The following is an 18587-nucleotide window of genomic DNA, read 5'->3' as shown; positions in this document are numbered from 1 at the left end:
TTGAGGGGCAAAATGTTTGGCGCTGCGAACGAGTGTATGAATCGTCTTCTATCCGGATGCGACAGAATTGTTGTGACGAGGAGATATCCCTTTGATCCCCGGGACAAGAAGCGGAATGAGATTCTTGCCGATATTCGCGATGTTGCGGCCATCGCATCAACTCAGGATGCATTCCTTTTAGGGTCAAATGCCGAAAGTCCAAGTTGGATGAGCCCGGTTGATTTTTATGTTGCTTTTCTCAAAGAGAAAACACTACTTGGGAGCGTCGGCATTGTATTGGGCGGCCTGCTTAGAAGCGAAGATTGGTTGTGTGACTGCGAGCCAAGGTATCGACAGTTGCTTCAGTGCTGGCTTGAAAGCTGCGGAATAGAAATCTAGCTCTAGGGCAGGCGAAGTAGAGGTCATTACATGCCTCGAAAACGGCCGTCAGAGTGGGCGGATGTGGTCGTCAGCATGGGATCGATTGCAGATGGCTATCGGTCATGGTTGGGTTCGAAATTATGAAGGCTCCTCTTTATTGCGCTGTATGTTCTCCTGGTTGAGGCTGCACTTCGATTTCTTCTGTTCTAGACGCTCGCTTGGGTATTGGTTGCCCCATGACGCCACAGCCCGAAGCGGACATACTTCGACGCACTGAATTTCCCACATCCAATTGCTTCCCTCCGAGCACCCACTCACCCATGCTGACCTCCTACCTGCTGTTCTTCTTCGCCGGCCTGGGCGTCTTCAACGGTGCGGCGTTGTCGGTCTACCTGCTATGCCGAAAGCCCGTCAGGCCGGCCCAGCGTTGGCTGGCAGCCTTGGTGCTGATGTTGAGCCTGCGTACTGGCAAGTCCGTGCTGGTCTTCTTCTGGCCCGATGTCTCCAAGCTGGTTCTGCAGGTCGGTTTGACCGCCTGTTTCTTCATCGGCGTCTGCCTGATCGGTTTCGTGCGGGCCTGGCTTGATCCCGATGGCCGGCAAACCCGGAACGATGCGGTTATCGCCTTGGGCATGCTGGTGCTGGCAACTGCCTTTGGTGCCGCCTGGCCCTATACCGAGAACGTCAGCCTGTGGGCTGGGCCAGTGTGGGCCTCCATTCAATTGATTTGGTTGGCATGCCTGCTGGTGGCAACGCTGCTGTTCCTGCGCGGCGGCAAGCAAGGTCGCGCCGATACGGCACCCGGTGCGCTGAGCCGAAGCCATGTGCTCTCGGTGATCGTGGGCGTGGGGGTGATCTGGTTGGCCTATGCCACCTCCGGCTTGACGTCGTACATCGTCGGCGCGCTGTCGTTTTCACTGGTGTTGTACCTGAGCATCAGCGTTGCGCTTGCCCGGCGTAGGCCTGCTCCGGTCGCCGAGCCTTACCGTGACCGCAAGATCGCGCCTAGCGAAGCCGAGGGAACGCTGCGCACCCTACACACGCTGATGGCCGACGAGGGCCTGTACAAGGATGCTGGCCTGACCTTGGCCAAGCTGGCCAAGCGGCTCAACATACCCACGGCTCGGCTGTCGCAGCTGCTCAACGACAACCTCAAGACCGCCTTCAAGCCCTACCTGGCGCAGGTCAGGATCGAGGCCGCCAAGCAGTTGCTGCGTGCACAGGCGTCGGCATCGATGGACGATGTGGCGGAGGCGTCCGGCTTCCTGTCCACCTCCAGCTTCTACAGCAGCTTCAAGAAGGTGGAAGGGACGACCCCCGCGGCGTGGCGGCAGGCCCAGTCGCGCTTGGTGGCGGGCTCCTGAAACGTGTTTGGTGAGTCCGTAAACGCGCTTCAGTAGATTGATTCGTAAAGGGATTCTGCAGACTTCGGGGCACCTATCCTCCGGAGTCTCTTCATGTCAATAACGCGTTCCCAGCCGGCCGCTGCCGGCGCGATATCACTGCCAGCACGTCTTGTCAGATGGTTCGCCGTGGTCAGCCTTGCGCTGTTGTTCGGCGGGCTGGCGCATGCCGAACCGGTTTCGGATGAGCGGGAGATCTCCGCGGTCATCCAGGACTATCTGCATGGCAGTTCGTACAACCAGCGCGATCGGCTCAGCCGGGCCTTCCATCCCGATGCGCGGCTATACCTGAGCCAGGGCACCGACGGCATGCGCGAGGTGGGCATCGCCGAGTACACCAGCTGGTTCGGCAAGGAGCCGGGGCTGTTCAACGGCCGCGTCGGTCGCCTGCTCGGTATCCAGGTCGACGGCAATATCGCCACGGCCAAGGCGGAGATTCTGGTCAGCAAGGATCAGGCGCGCTTCGTCGATCTGTTCCTGCTGAAGAAGCTGGAAGGGCGCTGGCTGATCATCAGCAAGACAGCCACCCGCGAAACCGCGCCCGCCCATGGCCGCCAGGTGGTGCTGGCGGTGTCCAACGTGGACACCATGCCCGGCACCCGCCTGAGCGCCGGCAACAGTTTCCTGGAGCTGGTGGGCGCCTATGCCGGTTTCCGCGAGGCCGGCTACGGCGTGCAGTTCGTAAGCCCCGAAGGCGGAGCCGTGCCGCTGGCCTACATCGACACCAGCAACCCCGAGCACAAAGCCGGCATCTACGATGCCGATCTGATGTGGGCGCTGGCCAACACGCGCCGGCCCGACGAGGTGACGGCCAGCGACTATTCCGCGCTGATGTACATCGGCGGCAGTGCCGCGATGTACGGCGTTGCCGAGCACCCCGGTATGCAATGGCTGGCGGTGCGCATTTACGAGCAACGGGGCGGCATTGTCTCGGCGGTGTGCCACGGCAGTGCAGGGCTGGTGAACCTGACCCTGTCAGACGGCTCCGCGCTGGTCAGCGGCAAGCGTGTCACCGGCTATCCAGATGCCTACGAGGACAAGAGCGCGGCTTATTACAAGACCTACCCGTTCTCGATCGAACAGCGCCTGCGCGGCAGCAAAGCTCGGTTCAGTCATGGCGCGCGGGGCGCATCGCATGTGGAAGTTGATGGCCGGCTGATCACCGGCATGAACTGGGAATCCACCCGTGGCGTGGTGGCAGCGATCATTCAGCGCTTGGAGGCTGAGAGTGCTGCGCTACAAAATGCTGCGCAAGCGGGTGGTTGAGTAGCTGCAGCTGAGCTGGATTGCCCGCTGCTGGGTGGCAGCGGACAGCCTTGTCACTCATCTCGAATGAGTTCGCCCGTAGCCTTCAGTTGTTGCGCGCATCCACCCTGATGGATAGGCCTATATCAGAGGAGGGTGTTGCTTCATCCAAACCGACACTTGGTTGGACAAGCAGGGTCAGCAGCACTGACAGATTTCACGAGAAACGTCTCAAAAGTAGCGGCTCAGCGTCAAATCAGTTCAGTGCTATGGCCTAATCGGGCCGCGCTCGCGATAGCCGGAAGCATCGCGCGCATTTCGCCCTGATCAAGAGTCTGTCGATATGGATATCCGACACTCGGCATTGCTCGCCTCATTGGCGTCCCTGTCGCACCACAATCGTCTGATCCAGCTACAGGGGCCGCATGACGGTCTGGTGGTGGAACGCTTCGAAGGGCAGGAAAGCATCTGCGGCACGTCCCGTCTGCAAATCGATTGCCTGTCCACCGATGCCTTTCTGGATGTCGATCCTTGGCTGGAACAGCCACTGACGCTGCAGTTGCGGATGGCAAGCGGTGCACAGCGACAATGGCACGGCCTGTGCACTGAAGTGGCGCAGTTGGGCAGTGACGGCGGCTTGGCGCGGTACCAGTTGGTGCTTGAACCCTGGACTGCCTTGCTACGCCTGCGCCGCAACGCGGTGATCTTCCAGGACATGGATGTACGCGGCATCTGCGAGCGGATCTTCGCCGACTACCCGCAAGCGTCCTATCGTTTCGACGTGGAAGCCGCGCTACCGCAGCGGCCCATCATTACCCAATACCGCGAGACCGACTGGGAGTTCGTTACCCGCCTGTTGGCAGAGGTTGGCTTGGTCTGGCGTATTGAGCAGGCGCAGGACGGCGAGGGTAGTCACACATTGGTGGTGTTTGGGCCACAGGCGCAGCTTCCGGACATAGGTGCGGTGCGTTTCCATCGCATTGCAGCCACCGAGGCCACCGATGGCATTGCCGCGTTCGGCGAACGCCAGCAATTGGTCGCGAACAGCAGCGCGGTGGCCAGTTGGCATGGCGAACAGATCAAAGCCGCTTCCGCGCAGGCAAGCGCGGCGGCCGGGGAGCTGCCTGCACTAGAGGTTTACGTACAGCCGCGTGCTGGCCGCTTTGCCGAATCCCGTTGGGCGCAGGATGAAGCACAAGCGCGCCTGGATGCACTGCGCGTGCCACAGCTGCTGTACAGCGGTAGCGGCAGCGAGCGTCGCCTGGCGGCGGGCAATCGCTTCACCCTGGTCCAGCACCCGCAACACGAGGCGCAGCAATTCCAGGTGCTGGTGGTGCAGCACGCCGCAGTCAACAATCTGGACAGCGGCATCGCCGAACTGCTCGGGCATAGCGAACTGGAACGCGGTAGCTACCGCAATCAGTTCCTCGCCACCGATGCCGCAGTTCCAGTGCGGGCGTTGCCGCAGGATCGCCCCAGCCTGCACGGCCCGCAGACCGCACGGGTGGTTGGCGTCGCCGATGCAGCACTGAGCCCCAATCGCGAGCATCAGGTGCGTATCCAGTTCAACTGGCAGCGCGGCAGGGTGCCAAATCCTGGCGGCATAACGGACACCGGCAGCAGCCAGCCCGGGCACGCACCCGGCGATCACAGCAGTGGCAGCTGGGTGCCGGTTGTTGAATGGGTAGCCGGACCCAACTGGGGGACCGCATTCCTGCCGCGCATCGGCAGCGAAGTGCTGGTGGAATTCCTGCACGGCGACATCGACCAACCACGCATCACCGGGCAGCTTTACAACGGTGAAGTCGCACCGCCGTTCGGCGGCGGCATCGATGCGCAGGCACAGCACCCCGGTGTGCTCAGCGGCCTGCATACGCAAGCACACGATGGCAGCGGTACCCAGCAATGGGTGATGGACGACACGCCCGGTCAGCTGCGCACGCGTCTGCATAGCTCATTGGCGGACAGTCGTTTGGAACTGGGCTATCTGATCCAACACCAGAACAAGGCACGCGGCGCACTGCGCGGCGAAGGCTTCGAACTTGCAACGCAGGGCTGGGGCAATGTGCATGCGGGTGAAGGTATGCTGCTGTCGGCCAGTGCCCAGCAAGGCGCCGCATCCACCGTGATGGACAACGCTGAAGTCGTCGCCCAGCTCAAAGGCGCCGAACGCAGCCTGGAGCAGATGCAGCAGACCCTGCAGCAACAACAGGTTCCCGGACTAACGGCATGGCAGAGCACCGGCCTGTTACGCGAGCTGGCGGATCCACGCGCCGAGGGTCGCTTTGAGGCTGAGGTCAACGGCCAATCGCAGTTCAAACCCAGCGATGGCCGTAAGCCTGGCGATGAACCGGTTGAGCGCTTCGCCAAACCAATACTGTTGGCCGAAGCACCCAATCACATCGCCTGGACCACACCGGCAAGCGCAATCGCGTACGCCGGCCAGAACCTGCAAATCACCGTACAACAGGACCTGCATGTCAGCAGCGGCCAAACCCTCGCCACCGTCTCTGGCGGAGAGGTTTCATTGTTCGCGCAATATGGGCCGGTACGGTTGATCGCGGCCAATGGCCCGGCGAGTCTGCAGGCGCACAACGGTGAGCTAGAAGTGCTCTCTGAGCAGGCACTCACCATCACCGCAACCGACAATCGCATTGAGGTGATCGCGAAGAACAAGGTGGCGCTGCAGGCCGGTAGCAGCGCAATCACCTTGGAGGGTGGTGATATCACCTTCAGCTGCCCTGGGGAGTTCAAGGTAAGGGCGGGGGATCATCCGTTCCTGGGCGGCAGCGATAGCCCTGTGGCGATGCCGGCATTGCCAATGCAGATTCTGGCACGCGGTCCATTTGAAATTCGTATCGCGCTCAAAAATGAGGCAGGAAAGACCATTGCCAAGCAGGCGATCCGCATCTTGCGAGCGGACGGAACCTATGAGGATGCCGTCACCGGCGCAGACGGCGTTACTTCAATCGTCGCCCGAAGTGACAAGCCTGAGAACCTGAAGATCGTCCTCGCTGACAACGAGATCTGGGAGGTAGATGACCCGGATGTCACCTCAATGGCTGGCCATGAGGAATGCTGCACGCGAGCAACACTTCAAATCGAGGGCGCTCAAGAATGAATCAGCCAGCTGCTGCACCAGCCAACAGGCCCGCCCCGCCGCCCGCCCCGCACTACCTGTGCTTTCGGGTGGTGGATATGCAGAACAGCATGATTGCAGGGCGCCGCTACACGTTGGAGTGGACGGATGTTGGTGCGCAGGAAGCATCCCGCCGTGAAGGCACAACCGCGGCAGATGGGCGCACCATCAAGATCACAACGCGCGGCCAGGTTGCTGTCTCTGTGGCGATCGCCCCACCGTCTGGGGGGCAATGTCGCTCTGTAGGGCAAAGCGTGCAAAGCAAGCCCGAGAACAAGCCCTTTGTTGCCACAGTGCGGTTGACCTTCAACGCCACGGCAACGACCGCGCCGCAATCAGAGAATCACTGCGAAACGCTGACTTTGCGCCAAGGCAGGCAGCGGGTGAAATATGTGATCAACAACGTGCCCCGCGTGCCAGATGGGGGCGGCTGGCAAGACAACCACCTGAAGAACTTGCCGTATCTGATCGTGGATGCGAATACCTTCGAAGTCCTGCACGCCGGCAAGGGGCTCAACGAACCCGCAAAATTCACCGGTTCGAAAACCCAGGTGTCAACGGTGGAGATCGCGGTCGACGGGGTGGCTTCGGTTGGTATTGTCTTCGGCGCGGTGGCCAATGGTGATTGGGACGAATGGCGAAGGGATCCAGCAAATATGGTGATATATCGCTTGCGTCCTGCGGCCGAAGGGCTAACGACCGTGACCATCACGGAGACCACGTCGTTGAGGCTCGATCTGTCCATAGTGGACTTGCTTGCAACCGAAGGGAATGGCCTGCAACGCACGGCCATATTGAATGGCAAGGTCTGGGCGCTGTGCACACGGAGCTATTCAGTACAGGGCATCCGTGCATTGATTACAGGCAACCTGACGCTTCCGGATGAGGACGGAAGTTTGGGGGCGTGGTACCAGGTAGCGAGGCCGAGTCGCGGTCAGATTGACTGGGCCGAGCAGCACGGAAAGATCAATGCCGGGCAAGCAGCAGAATACCGTACGGCGCTCACATTGCCGGCAGCCGTTCTTGCGGCCAACGCGGCAGCCCTTCCCTCGCCGTTGCGCATGCAATTATCTTGGTCTGAGCTGCTGGAGCCGTTCTATAGCGGGCAGATCGTCAATGTTCCGTTGCCTAATAGAGCTTTTTCACAAGGCGGCGAGATCATCATTGCGCCACTGGATCTCACACTGAAACTGCAAGTCGGCTTCTGTGACAATGCGGGCAGATACACCGGGCTGTCACAAGTCGAGATCGTGGCCAAGAACCACCCCTATATCTACATGATGCTGCTGTCTGCGTGCGCGGAAGCAGGCGTGAACAAGGTAGAGATCAGCGGCATGTGGCGCCCGATGCTGGGCTCCTGTCTGCACAAGCTGGGTGACGCACTCGATATTGTTGCAGTAGACGCACGCAATGATAGGTTGGCGGAGTTTCAATTCAACAGAAATCGTGTTGCCAACAATGCATTGGCGAGGCGCTTCAATACACTATTGTATGAACACCGCTACGCGAACAGTGCCCAGCACATCTACCAGTTTGATGAATACCCTCATAGTGCCGATGGCCATCACTTGAATCATCTGCACATCACCTGCATGAGCCGCAGAGCGCTGGATCCGCGCGACACAGCCGGCTACATCGGCCCAAATCAACAGGGAGCGTTGACGCCGCCGTCTGTGTTTCCGGAGGCTAACGGCAGAGGAGATGAAAGACCATGGCTTACTTGGTAACCGGGAAGAATATGAGCATTTGGAAGCCGCGATTCAAAGTGACCGCTTTGCTGCTTGCACTGGTTCTTCTTGGCCAGCATGAGAATGTGCTAGCAGCGCAGTTCGAGCGCAGCTGGAATGAAGACCCAAAGCACGGAGGGGCTCATTGCGCCATCTACAGTCGTGCAGATAGGTATCATCGCTACAAAAATGCACGAGATCTGGTACGTCCGCAGCTCAACGACCTGTCTGAGGTTGAGCTTGTTGATAGAAGGCGGGGGAAGAAAGTGTTGCTCAGTCGTCATTACTGTGAACGGTTCTTCAGTAGCGATCCGCAGGAGCAGTTTGTACCCATGACGAACGATATCTACTGGTACGACAAGCGGGAGTTCTTTCACGAGTCCGAGTTGATTCCCATCGACCAATGGCGAACCCGCTACATCTACGAGAAATCCGACGGCTCCTATGTTGGCTCTGAACTGATGACGCCTGAGGATGAACTTGAGCTGGACCGCCTGGTCGGTTACAACGCGTACATGCTGAGTGGGATCAAGAACGACCTGTATCAATTCAGTGACGACGGCTATTACTTGGACAGGGAGACCCAGCTTCGCTGGCGGCTCATGCACCTGCCGGGCTTCGATCCTGATGTCGAAGTCCACTCCCGCGACGAACCCAGCATCTTCTCCATTGATGAATCAGGCCGCCATCTGCCTCGACTTGTCCCGCTGTTGCGCCCGCAGCAGTACACCGTTGATTGCGAACAGATGGCCAACGGCGGCATCAGTTGCCGGTTCGCACGAAAGGACGAAAGTGCGGGGACAGCCGCCCCGCCTGCTGATAGGTACAGTGGCGCAATTCGGGACATCTCACCAAAATTTTCTCCGCTTACGATTGGTTCGGATCGGGTCACCATCAACAAACGACTCACCCACGGTGAGCCGTTTGAAATGAAGGATCGCTACAACAGCGAAGTCACCGATTACTTTTTCTATGCCGATTTTGATGACCCGATTCGACCGGTGGATTTCGCACTAGGCGTACTGCTGCGTGATCGCCCCAAGGGCTATAGCAAGGCGCCGCGCAAGAGCGATTTCATCGATACGGAGGTCTGCCTGACGGACTGCCCATCTGATATTGAATGGCAGCTATCAAGCATCCGGAAGCGGATTGAAGCACATCCATAGCCTGCTACCGACCGGCCACGCCGCACAGATGCGGCGTGTGATGGTATTCCCGCCATCGAGAACAGCGATTGGAGAGATACGTTCCGGCTTTGGGTATCGGATCAGGCAGCACCAAATATCGGACGATGGCATTTGGGGCAGGCCCGCATTTGATGCGCTGAGGGTCCTGATTTCGAAACCGCTGTCTGCGCGTGCTTCTATCAATATTGCTCCTGCGCCGTCCTATTCCTGCCTTGTTCCCTCATAGGTGCTGCCAGAACGCAGCAGCGAAAAGCCGCTAGCCTTGCTGCTGCCTTGCCGGTGGAAGTCGATGGTCATATCGCTGGCCGTCATGAAGAACGCGCCGTTCGATTGCGCGAACAGTTCCATGCGCGCGGCGCCGAACAAATCGTTCTGGAAGTACAGGCGGTTGCCCTCGGCGATGATGTGCACGGGCGTGTCCATCATCTTGTATTCGCCAGCGACGGCCGCATTGGTGACTGCATTGGGAGCAGCTGCAGCCTTTTCGATCGGTTTGAGGTCCGGCCAGTCGTAAACGGCGGCAACGCTGGCCAGGATCTCGTCGATCAACCCCGCGCCGTTGTCGCTGTTGGTCATCACCACAACGCCTTGGCCAGTGCCGGTATGGCCATACACCTGCGTGCGGAAGCCATCGGTGCCACCAGAGTGGCCGAAGCGGATGCCGTCGCCTGCCTTGTCGATGAACAGTCCCAGCCCGTAGTCGCCCAGAATGGGCTGAAGCATGGTGGTGGTCGTGGCGTTGGACAGTACTTTTCCGGATGAAAGCCCCTGCGAATGCTGGATATCAATCACAACCTTGGCCAGGTCGGTAGGCGTGGTCCATAGCGCGGCCGCTGCGGATTCGGGGTAGACATGCCAGTTGCCGGCAACCGCTTCGCCGTCACCGTGGTATGCGGTGGCCGCCCGCGTCTGCCATGCAGGGGGCAGGGTCAGCGCGAAGGTGCTGTCGTGCATTTCAAGCGGGTCCAGCACCAATGCCTGCAGCAACGCGGGGAATGGCTGCTTGACGGCTTCGATCATCATCAGTTGCACGACGCTGTAGCCGCCACCGGAATACTTCCATTCGCTGCCCGGTGTGGTTGTTACCCGCACCGGCGCCGAGTTGGCCGGCGGCGCGCCATCCAGTACCTGCAGCAGTGAAGGGACCTGCTCGCCGCGGGCATAGCCGTAAAAGCCATGCACGGTCATGCCTGCGCTGTGGTTGAGCAGCTTGCGCAGCGTGACCGGGCTTTGCCGGGTGAATTCGTTGCTGGGTATCTGCCAGCTGTGGAGCTGCGTGTTGGCATCGGTGTCGAGCAACAGCTTGCCCTGTTCGACCAGCCGCAACGCCGCCATTGCGCTGATCGGTTTGCTGACCGATCCGGCCTGGAACAGGCTGGCGGCCGTTGCAGGTAAGCGCTGGCGGGTATCGAGTACGCCATAGGCGCGGGCCCATTCAAGGCGCCCGTTGTTGATGACGGCAATGCTGACCGCAGGCACCTGATGGAACGCCATGCGCTCCTGCAACCGCATGCGCTGGATCGGGATGCCCTTGATGGCTATCGGTGTGGTCAGGCTTTGTTCCACCTGGGCGATACGGGCCTGAACATCGGGGGCAATGTCCTGCACCGTCACCGCGACAGCGGGCGCGCTGGCCATCGCGCAGGGTGCGAGCAACAGCAGTGCGGTAGCCGCCATGGCAACGTGGAAGAGCGATATGCGGCCATGGCAGCGTCGCGAACTTGCTGTTGTTGCATAACTTGCGCTGCGCATCGTTGGCGGTCTCGTGGTGGGGGGTTGAACTTGCGTTGAGGATTAGACGCTGGCCCCGTCTTGCGCAAGTGTCATGCGACGGGGGAGTCCTGCGATGTGCCCGTTGCAGGCCGGATTTGTTGCTTGCGGGCGGTTGGGCACCGGCTCCAGGCTTGCCGGCCCGAAACGCTGGTGGCGCACCGCGTTTCGCATCCACCGCGATGATGGTCCGCGTGCGCCGCCAGTGCGCGAAGCCAGGTGTTCATCTGGGTGCTTCTTACGGTGTAGGCTTGCCGTACGCGGCAGCCTGGCGTCGCGCATCGCGGTTTAACTCGGGTGCATGGCACCGAGGGGTATTTATGACGGTCAAACGCATGGACAACATCGGCATCGTTGTGGAGAACCTGGACGCCGCCATTGAATTTTTCAGCGAGCTCGGTCTCAGCCTCGAAGGCCGCATGCCGATCGAAGGCGAGTGGGCGGGCCGTGTTACTGGCGTGCGTGATCAGCGTGTCGAGATTGCGATGATGCGCACACCCGACGGCCACAGCCGGCTGGAGCTCTCACGCTTCAAAGCCCCGGCCATCGCCTCCGATCACCGCACAGCACCGGTGAACTCGTTGGGCTACCTGCGCGTCATGTTTACCGTGGAGAACCTTGACGACACTTTGGAGCGGCTCAAGAAACTGGCTGCGTCCGTGGTCGATGAAGTGGTCAACTACGAGAATACCTATCGGCTCTGTTACATCCGCGGTGTCGAGGGAATACTGATCGGGCTGGCCCAGGAGCTGGGACCATCGGCTCCTCACTGAGCGCAATGCCGCCACGGGGAAGTCAGCGTCTGCGGGCGGAGGCATGAAGCGCCCATGGTGCTTCGGGCTTGGTTGAAGGGGCTTGAATCAGGCAGGCCGTCACAGATCATGCGTTTCGCTTGACGCGCCCGCGGCCCACGGTGACTATCCGCGTATTCATCAAGGCTGCGAAGGCTCCACCATGTCTGGTCTGCTCCGCGGGTTGATTGAGGGAATTGTGGATTTCGTGACAGATATCTGGCTGTTGCGCAGGCAGCGCGAAGGCAGGAGCCGGGCTGCGAATGCCTTGGGCAAGGATGCGGCGGATACCGCGTTGTTCGACGTTTGGGCGCTGCTGTTGTCGATGCTCGCATTCGTCTGCTTCTCCGCGTTGTTCTTCGTGCTGAAGCTGCCTTTGTGGATCAGCTTGGTGCCGGTGCTGGGGGCGGTTGTCTACCTGGTCTATCGCTGGTTCGCGCTGGTGCGGGCGGAATGACCGTTCGGGCGCTGAAGTAGCGGCTTTCTGAGCGCTGGATTGAGGGATCGCCCGCCGCAGGTGTGACCTGCAGCGGTTGCAGTGGAACATGGCTGGCGTAATCTGCGCGGAGCCTGCCTTGGCCCGCTCCGGAGATTGCCCGTGCCGACACTCAATGCTCCCTTCGTCCTGCCTGTGCTGCGTGCCGCAGCGCTGGCCACGGTGCTGATGAGCACGACGTCCGTCGCCCATGCGCAGCCGCCCAGTGCCAGCACGCCCGCGCCAACCTCGTTCAATGCGCTGCTGGATGCGCAGACCCTGACTGCCATCAATGCCGATCCCGAACTGCGCACGATGCTCGGCATCAGCGGCGATGGCTTGGACGCGCTGTCCAGCCAACTAACCGATGTCTCGCTGGAGCGGCGCGCGCTCAATCGCCGTTTTCTATCCGACAATCTCGCCGCGATCGAACACTGGAATGGCGCGCCGCTGGATTCACAGCAACGCCTGAGCGACGGCCTGGCGCGCTGGTTCTACCAGGCGCAGATCGACCTGATGGCGGTGCCGTGGGCGGCGTCATGGTTGCCGGTGGGTGGCAGTACGTATGCGGTGGACCAGTTGTTCAGCCTGCCGGTGAACCTGCCGCAGTTCATGGACAACCAGCACGCGGTAAGCGATGAAGCCGGCGCTTTGAGTTACATCGCCCGTCTGCAGGCGATGGGCAACAAGCTGGATCAGGTCCGCGCCAATCTTGATATGCAGGCAGGCCAGGGCGTGGTGCCGCCGGAGGTGGCATTGCAGGGTGCGGCCGATCAATTCGTCACGCTGCTCACGCCTGCACCGAAGGACAGCCTGTGGGTGCAATCGCTGCAGCGCAAACTCGACAAAGTGCCGGCACTATCTTCCACGCGGCGCAGCGAATTGATCGCGCAGGCAACGGCTGCGGTGCAGAGTTCCGTCAATCCCGGTTATCGGCGCCTGCTTGCCGACGTGCAGGCGTTGCAGGCGCGTCATCTGGGCAACAAAGGTGTGTGGGCGCTGCCGCAGGGCAAGGCCTATTACGACGCAGCGCTGCGTTGGTATACCAGCACCGATCTGGATGCCGATGCCATCCACACGATTGGGCTGGAAGAGGTAGCGCGGCTGGACAAGGCGATGGATGCGCGGCTTGTCGAACTGGGACTGCGCGAAGGCAGCGTGTCCGAGCGTATCCAGCAGCTGCGTCAGGATCCGCGTTACCTCTATGCTGACAGCGACGCCGGCCGGCAGCAGTTGCTGGGCGATATCCGCCAGCGCCTGGCTGACCTGCAGCCCATCCTGCCAGCGTGGTTCGGGCGCGTACCCACGCAACCGTTGGTGGTGGAGCCGATACCTGCTCACATGCAGAAGACCTCGCCGGGCGGTTACTACTATCCGCCGGCGATGGACGGTTCGCGGCCGGGCACGTTCTTCATCAATCTGGGGGACAGCGAATCCAATACGCGCTGGAGCGTGCCCACGCTGACCTACCACGAGGCGGCGCCGGGTCACCATTTCCAGATCTCCATCGGCCAGACCCTGACCAACCTGCCGCTGCTGCGCCGCAGCCTCAATCCAAGTGCCTTCAGCGAAGGCTGGGCACTGTATGCCGAGCAGCTGATGGCCGAGGCGGGCGTGTACAAGCAGGACCCGGCCAGCGACCTGGGCCGGCTGCAGGCGGAGATGTTCCGCTCGGTGCGGCTGGTGGTGGACACCGGCCTGCATCGCAAGCGCTGGACACCGGAGCAGGCGGCGGACTACATGCAGCGGACCACCGGCATGAAGCCGGCTGACGTGCGGGTGGAGATCAACCGCTACCTGGTGCAACCGGGGCAGGCCTCGTCCTACAAGATGGGCCAACTGCGCTTGCTTGAACTTCGCGAGCATGCCCGCACGGCCCTGGGCGACAGGTTCGACATCCGCGCCTTCCACGACCTGATCCTCGGCAACGGCGCGATGCCGATGACGGTGGTGACCCAAGCTGTGGATGCATGGATCGCAGGTGGCGGTGGCGAGCCCAAGCGTTAGTAGTGAGCGCAGTTGTTGTCGGCACACGCGACAGCGCGTCTTCTGTAGTGCCGAGCCATGCTCGGCAAGGGCCTTCCCATGGTGCTCAAGAGCAGCAACGCTCTGCTTTACCAACACTGGCCGGCGCCGCCAGCGCCAAAGAACTGCAACGTCCGATCATGGCGAGCCTGAGCATCTGTTGACGTGGATGCTGCAGGCTTCCAACCAATGAACTCCACCATGGCTTCTTTCGTTCTACACGCCCTTGGCGCCACACCGTTCGATGCATTGTTCCAGCTGGACAACACCGCGCTTGCGGCGCGGCAGATGGCGCGGGTAACCGCCAACACGACGGCGGGTTTTCCCTGCCGTGTAAGCCTTGTCGATGCCGACGTGGGCGATGAGCTGCTGTTGCTGTCGTATCTCCATCAGCCCGCCGATTCGCCGTATCGCGCCAGTGGACCCATCTTCGTCAAGCGTGGTGCAAGGCGTGCAGCGCTGGCGCCGGATGAGGTGCCGGCGCAGGTGCAGCGCCGGCTGATGTCGCTGCGTGCCTACAACGCGGCGGACCGCATCGTGGCGGCCGAAATCTGCGATGGGCGCTATGTCGCGGACTGGCTGCAGCATGCCTTCGACGATGCCGCTATTGCCTACGTGCACCTGCACTTCGCCCGATACGGGTGCTATGCGTGCCGCGCGGAGCGCGCGCCCGGCGTGGTGGGTGTGGGTTGATCGGCTAACCCTGGCTCAACCCCATACCTTGGGCTGGCTCGCGCTACATCGGAAGCACCATGAATTGGAAAACGCTGGCAGCGGCTGGGCATCGCGCTCACCGGCAGTCGCTTGCTTCCTGTTGCGTTCTTGAAGGCGACCGCGCATGGGGTGACACTGCCGGTAACCATCAGGAGTTCCGTGCATGCCCATTACATTGCCCCCGGCGGTGATCGCCTACTTCGCGCTCAGCAACGGCGACCCCGCTGTGCAGGTTGAAGATTGCTTCAGCAAGGATGCAGTGGTGACCGATGAGCACCAGCAGCATCAGGGCATGGAGGCGATACGGCAGTGGCTCGCACAGACACGCAAGGCCTATGAGTTCCAGGCGATGCCCGTGAAGTTCCTCCAGCACGATGACCGCGTCAGCGTCGAGGTCAGGGTGACCGGGAATTTCCCCGGCGGCGCGGTGTCGCTGGACTATGTGTTTATGTTGAGCGAGGGGAAGATCCGTACATTGCTGATCAAGTGAGGCCGGTGCCTGCAGTGCCAGTCGTGCGCTACACGGCGCCGCCATGGCACGCCTTCGGCGCTACGGCAGTTGCGCGCTGTCCGCTGTGGCCCGCAGGTGTTTGCGACTAGACTGGCGGCCAGGACAAGGAGATTCCGCGATGCACGATGGAGTTGCACACGATGTCGGCGGGGCGGCCGATGCACAGGGCACGCGCTGCGCTTGTTTGCTGCTGCTGGATACCTCGGCGGCAATGAGTGGGCCGCGTATCGACCAGCTCAATGCCGGTTTGATGCACTTCAAACAGGCGCTGTATGCCAACGCGCAGACCGCGCAGCGTATTGATGTCGGTATCGTCGGTTTTGGCCCGCCGCGCACGCTCAGCGAGTTCATGTCGGCGGACAGGTTCTACCCGCCGTTCCTGGTAAGCACGGCGGACACGCCGATCGGCGCTGCGGTCGAGCATGGCGTGGAGGTGGTGCGACAGCGCAGGGCGTACTACACGGCCAATGGCCTGGGCTGCTACCGGCCGTGGATATTCCTGATCAGCGGCAGCCCACCCAGCGACAGCGTGCAACGTGCCGCCGCGCTGGTAAGGCAAGGCGAGGCCGACAAGGATTTCCAGTTCTTCGCGGTTGGCATGGACGGCGCGGACATGGCGACGCTTGCGCAGATTTCCGTACGTGCGCCTTTGAAATTGAAGGAAGGCGGTTTCCGGGAGTTGTTCGATTGGCTGGCCGCATCCATGGATACCATTGCGCGCTCCACGCCGGGGGACACGGTACCTTTGATCAATCCGACAGCGGCGGGTGGCTGGGCGTCGGCCTGAGGTTGCCGGACAGCGGGCTGCTTTCCATCGAGGCGACGCTGTGATCCCGTTTGTGGGAGCGGCGTCGGCCGCGAAGGCGGTAGCGCTGGAATCATAGCCATGAGGGCAATCTGATGTATTCCTGGCTTCGGGGCTTACGCCGCTCCCACAACGGTAGGGGGCGGCGACAGGGGTGTTGCCGAGCATGGCGCGGCACTACCGGTGGCTTTTTCTGAACGGTGGCTGTCGCTGGCGGGGTGGGGGGGAGGCTTGATCGCGGCGCTCACCGGCCCCATTACCGGTGAACAGTATTCCGGAGGCCGTATGGACCCCAGTCAGAACCCGAATGTTTTTCATGCCACCACCATCTGCTGCGTGCGTCGCGGTGAACACGTGGCGATTGCTGGCGACGGTCAGGTCACCCTGGGGCACACGGTGATGAAGGGCAACGCACGCAAGGTGCGCCGGCTTGGCCGTGATGGTCAGGTGCTGGCGGGCTTTGCAGGCGCCGCCGCTGATGCCTTCACCCTGTTCGAATTGTTCGAGGCCAAGCTCGAGAAGCACGGCCAGCTGACCCGCGCAGCGGTGGAGCTGGCCAAGGATTGGCGCACCGATCGCCGCTACGGCAAGCTCGAAGCATTGCTGGCGGTGGCGGATCGCGAAACCTCGCTGATCATCAGCGGCACTGGTGATGTGATCGAGCCGGAAGACGGCATCATCGCGATCGGTTCTGGCGGCTCGTACGCGCTCAGCGCGGCGCGGGCACTGCTCAAGCACACCGATCTGGATGCGCGTGGTGTGGCCACCGAGGCAATCAACATCGCCGGCGGTATCTGCATCTACACCAACACCAACGTAGTGGTGGAAGAGCTCTGAGCTCTTCGGCCATCAACTGCGAGCACCCCATGAACCATAAGATCGAAGTTTCGTCCGCCACCATGACCCCGCGCGAGATCGTGCAGGAGCTGGACCGCCACATCGTCGGTCAGCACGATGCCAAGCGCGCGGTGGCCATCGCGCTGCGCAACCGCTGGCGTCGCATGCAGCTGCCCACCGAGCTGCGCAACGAGGTGATGCCCAAGAACATCCTGATGATCGGCCCGACCGGCGTCGGCAAGACCGAGATCGCGCGCCGCCTGGCAACGCTGGCCAATGCACCGTTCGTCAAGGTTGAAGCCACCCGCTTCACCGAGGTGGGTTACGTCGGCAAGGATGTGGAACAGATCATCCGCGACCTGGCTGATACCGCGGTCAAGCTGTACCGCGAGCAGGCCAAGGTGCGCGTGCGCAACCAAGCCGAGGAAAAAGCCGAAGACCGCATCCTGGATGCGCTGCTGCCGCGCCGCAGCGTCGGCATCGGCTTTGATGCTGATGCCGCGCGCAACGAACCCTCGGCGGCCGACAATGAAACCCGCATCAAGTTCCGCCGCATGCTGCGTGCCGGCGAGCTGGACGAGCGCGAGATCGAGCTGGAAATTTCCGCCAACGTCAGCATGGACATCATGACCCCGCCGGGCATGGAGGAAATGGGCCAGCAACTGAAGTCGATGTTCGCTAACCTCGGCAACGCCAAGTCGAACAAGCGCACGTTGAGCATCAAGGCCGCGCGCCCGCTGCTGATCGAGGAAGAGGCCGGCAAGCTGGTCAACGAGGACGATATCCGCACTGCGGCCATCGAGGCCTGTGAGCAGCACGGCATCGTGTTCATCGATGAGATCGACAAGGTGGCCAAGCGCAGCGACGCCGGTTCGTCCGGTGGCGATGTATCGCGCGAAGGCGTGCAACGCGATCTGCTGCCGCTGGTGGAAGGCTCCAACGTGTCGACCAAGTACGGCACGGTGAGGACCGATCACATCTTGTTTATTGCTTCTGGTGCATTCCACCTGGCCAAGCCCAGTGATCTGATTCCCGAGTTGCAGGGGCGCTTCCCGATCCGTGTGGAGTTGGGTGCACTGAGCAAGAATGATTTCGTACGCATCCTGACCGAGCCGAAGGCGGCGTTGACCAAGCAGTACGAAGCCTTGTTGGCGACCGAAGGCGTCAAGGTCAATTTCACCGCCGAGGCCGTGGATCGCCTGGCGGAGATTGCATTCCAGGTCAACGAGCGCCAGGAGAACATCGGTGCGCGTAGGTTGCACACCGTGCTGGAACGCCTGCTGGATTCGCTGAGCTACGAGGCACCGGATCGCGATGGCGACAGCATTGCGATTGACCCGGCGTATGTGGACAAGCACCTGGGTGAGCTTGTGAAGGACCCGGACCTGAGCCGCTATATTCTGTGATTGTTGGTTTGGGTTGGTGAGAAGCGGCGGCACGTTGGTGTCGCCGTTTTTTTTGTTTCACGATGACTCCAGTACCGCAATTCGCTGGACTACGCCAAGGCTCGATACAGCAGGTTTATCAATCACTTAGGCGAGTTCAACATATGCCGGTGCTTTCCGAAACTTGACCCGGCTTCCCTTCGCGTGGCTCCC

General features: G+C 61.3%; 15 protein-coding genes. 14 read left to right on the top strand and 1 reads right to left on the bottom strand.

The genetic code is table 11. The features are described 5' to 3' along the window. Positions 1-36 precede the first annotated feature (36 nt). The 6 genes from BCV67_RS19970 (at position 37) to BCV67_RS06490 (ending at position 9040) form a co-directional block, all read left to right on the top strand. Entirely contained in the window at positions 37-378 is a 342-nt protein-coding gene (locus BCV67_RS19970; protein WP_156455773.1) for a hypothetical protein, read from the top strand. 302 nt (positions 379-680) lie between these two features. After that, positions 681-1724, top strand: coding sequence for an AraC family transcriptional regulator (locus BCV67_RS06510; protein WP_062166973.1), 1044 nt, complete (start codon positions 681-683; stop codon positions 1722-1724). Positions 1725-1817: 93 nt separating this feature from the next. Next, positions 1818-3029 (top strand): nuclear transport factor 2 family protein, encoded by a 1212-nt coding sequence (locus BCV67_RS06505; protein ID WP_082746513.1) that lies wholly within the window; start codon positions 1818-1820, stop codon positions 3027-3029. A 322-nt stretch (positions 3030-3351) separates the two neighbouring features. Beyond that, positions 3352-6129, top strand: a complete 2778-nt coding sequence (locus BCV67_RS06500; RefSeq protein WP_082746512.1) for a type VI secretion system Vgr family protein — start codon at positions 3352-3354, stop codon at positions 6127-6129. After that, positions 6126-7874: a hypothetical protein gene (locus BCV67_RS06495; protein WP_156455772.1), complete on the top strand. Its 1749-nt coding sequence runs from the start codon at positions 6126-6128 to the stop codon at positions 7872-7874. The genes BCV67_RS06500 and BCV67_RS06495 overlap by 4 nt, the downstream gene beginning before the upstream one ends. After that, positions 7859-9040, top strand: coding sequence for a hypothetical protein (locus tag BCV67_RS06490; RefSeq protein ID WP_062166970.1), 1182 nt, complete (start codon positions 7859-7861; stop codon positions 9038-9040). Before BCV67_RS06495 ends, BCV67_RS06490 begins: the two co-directional genes overlap by 16 nt. Before the next feature lie 222 nt (positions 9041-9262). On the opposite strand, the gene BCV67_RS06485 is transcribed toward BCV67_RS06490, so the two are convergent. After that, positions 9263-10738, bottom strand: coding sequence for a serine hydrolase domain-containing protein (locus BCV67_RS06485; RefSeq protein ID WP_082746511.1), 1476 nt, complete (start codon positions 10736-10738; stop codon positions 9263-9265). 413 nt (positions 10739-11151) lie between these two features. On the opposite strand from BCV67_RS06485, the gene BCV67_RS06480 reads away from it, so the two are divergent. The 8 genes from BCV67_RS06480 to hslU all read left to right on the top strand — a co-directional run bounded on the left by BCV67_RS06480 (position 11152) and on the right by hslU (position 18395). Beyond that, positions 11152-11604, top strand: coding sequence for a VOC family protein (locus BCV67_RS06480; RefSeq protein ID WP_062166969.1), 453 nt, complete (start codon positions 11152-11154; stop codon positions 11602-11604). 82 nt (positions 11605-11686) lie between these two features. Continuing rightward, positions 11687-12079 carry a hypothetical protein gene (locus tag BCV67_RS06475; RefSeq protein WP_156455771.1) on the top strand — a complete coding sequence of 131 codons (393 nt, stop codon included), beginning with the start codon at positions 11687-11689 and terminating at the stop codon, positions 12077-12079. A gap of 141 nt (positions 12080-12220) precedes the next feature. Continuing rightward, positions 12221-14104, top strand: a complete 1884-nt coding sequence (locus BCV67_RS06470; RefSeq protein WP_156455770.1) for a DUF885 domain-containing protein — start codon at positions 12221-12223, stop codon at positions 14102-14104. 219 nt (positions 14105-14323) lie between these two features. Continuing rightward, a complete protein-coding gene (locus BCV67_RS06465; RefSeq protein ID WP_062171469.1) occupies positions 14324-14815 on the top strand; it encodes a DUF1203 domain-containing protein in 492 nt (163 codons plus the stop codon). Between the two features lie 184 nt (positions 14816-14999). Then, positions 15000-15326: a nuclear transport factor 2 family protein gene (locus BCV67_RS06460; protein WP_062166966.1), complete on the top strand. Its 327-nt coding sequence runs from the start codon at positions 15000-15002 to the stop codon at positions 15324-15326. A 139-nt stretch (positions 15327-15465) separates the two neighbouring features. Next, positions 15466-16134 carry a vWA domain-containing protein gene (locus BCV67_RS06455; RefSeq protein ID WP_062166965.1) on the top strand — a complete coding sequence of 223 codons (669 nt, stop codon included), beginning with the start codon at positions 15466-15468 and terminating at the stop codon, positions 16132-16134. A 303-nt stretch (positions 16135-16437) separates the two neighbouring features. Continuing rightward, positions 16438-16989: an ATP-dependent protease subunit HslV gene (gene hslV / locus BCV67_RS06450; protein ID WP_055772387.1), complete on the top strand. Its 552-nt coding sequence runs from the start codon at positions 16438-16440 to the stop codon at positions 16987-16989. A 29-nt stretch (positions 16990-17018) separates the two neighbouring features. After that, the gene (gene hslU, locus BCV67_RS06445; RefSeq protein ID WP_062166964.1) at positions 17019-18395 is read left to right on the top strand and encodes an ATP-dependent protease ATPase subunit HslU; all 1377 of its coding nucleotides are present in this window, start codon (positions 17019-17021) and stop codon (positions 18393-18395) included. Positions 18396-18587 lie beyond the last annotated feature (192 nt).

Origin of the sequence: Stenotrophomonas nitritireducens, from assembly GCF_001700965.1 — a bacterium.
GTDB lineage: Bacteria > Pseudomonadota > Gammaproteobacteria > Xanthomonadales > Xanthomonadaceae > Stenotrophomonas > Stenotrophomonas nitritireducens_A.
The sequence above is the reverse complement of the archived record's forward strand: the minus strand, read 5'-3'. Positions and strand labels throughout refer to the sequence as shown.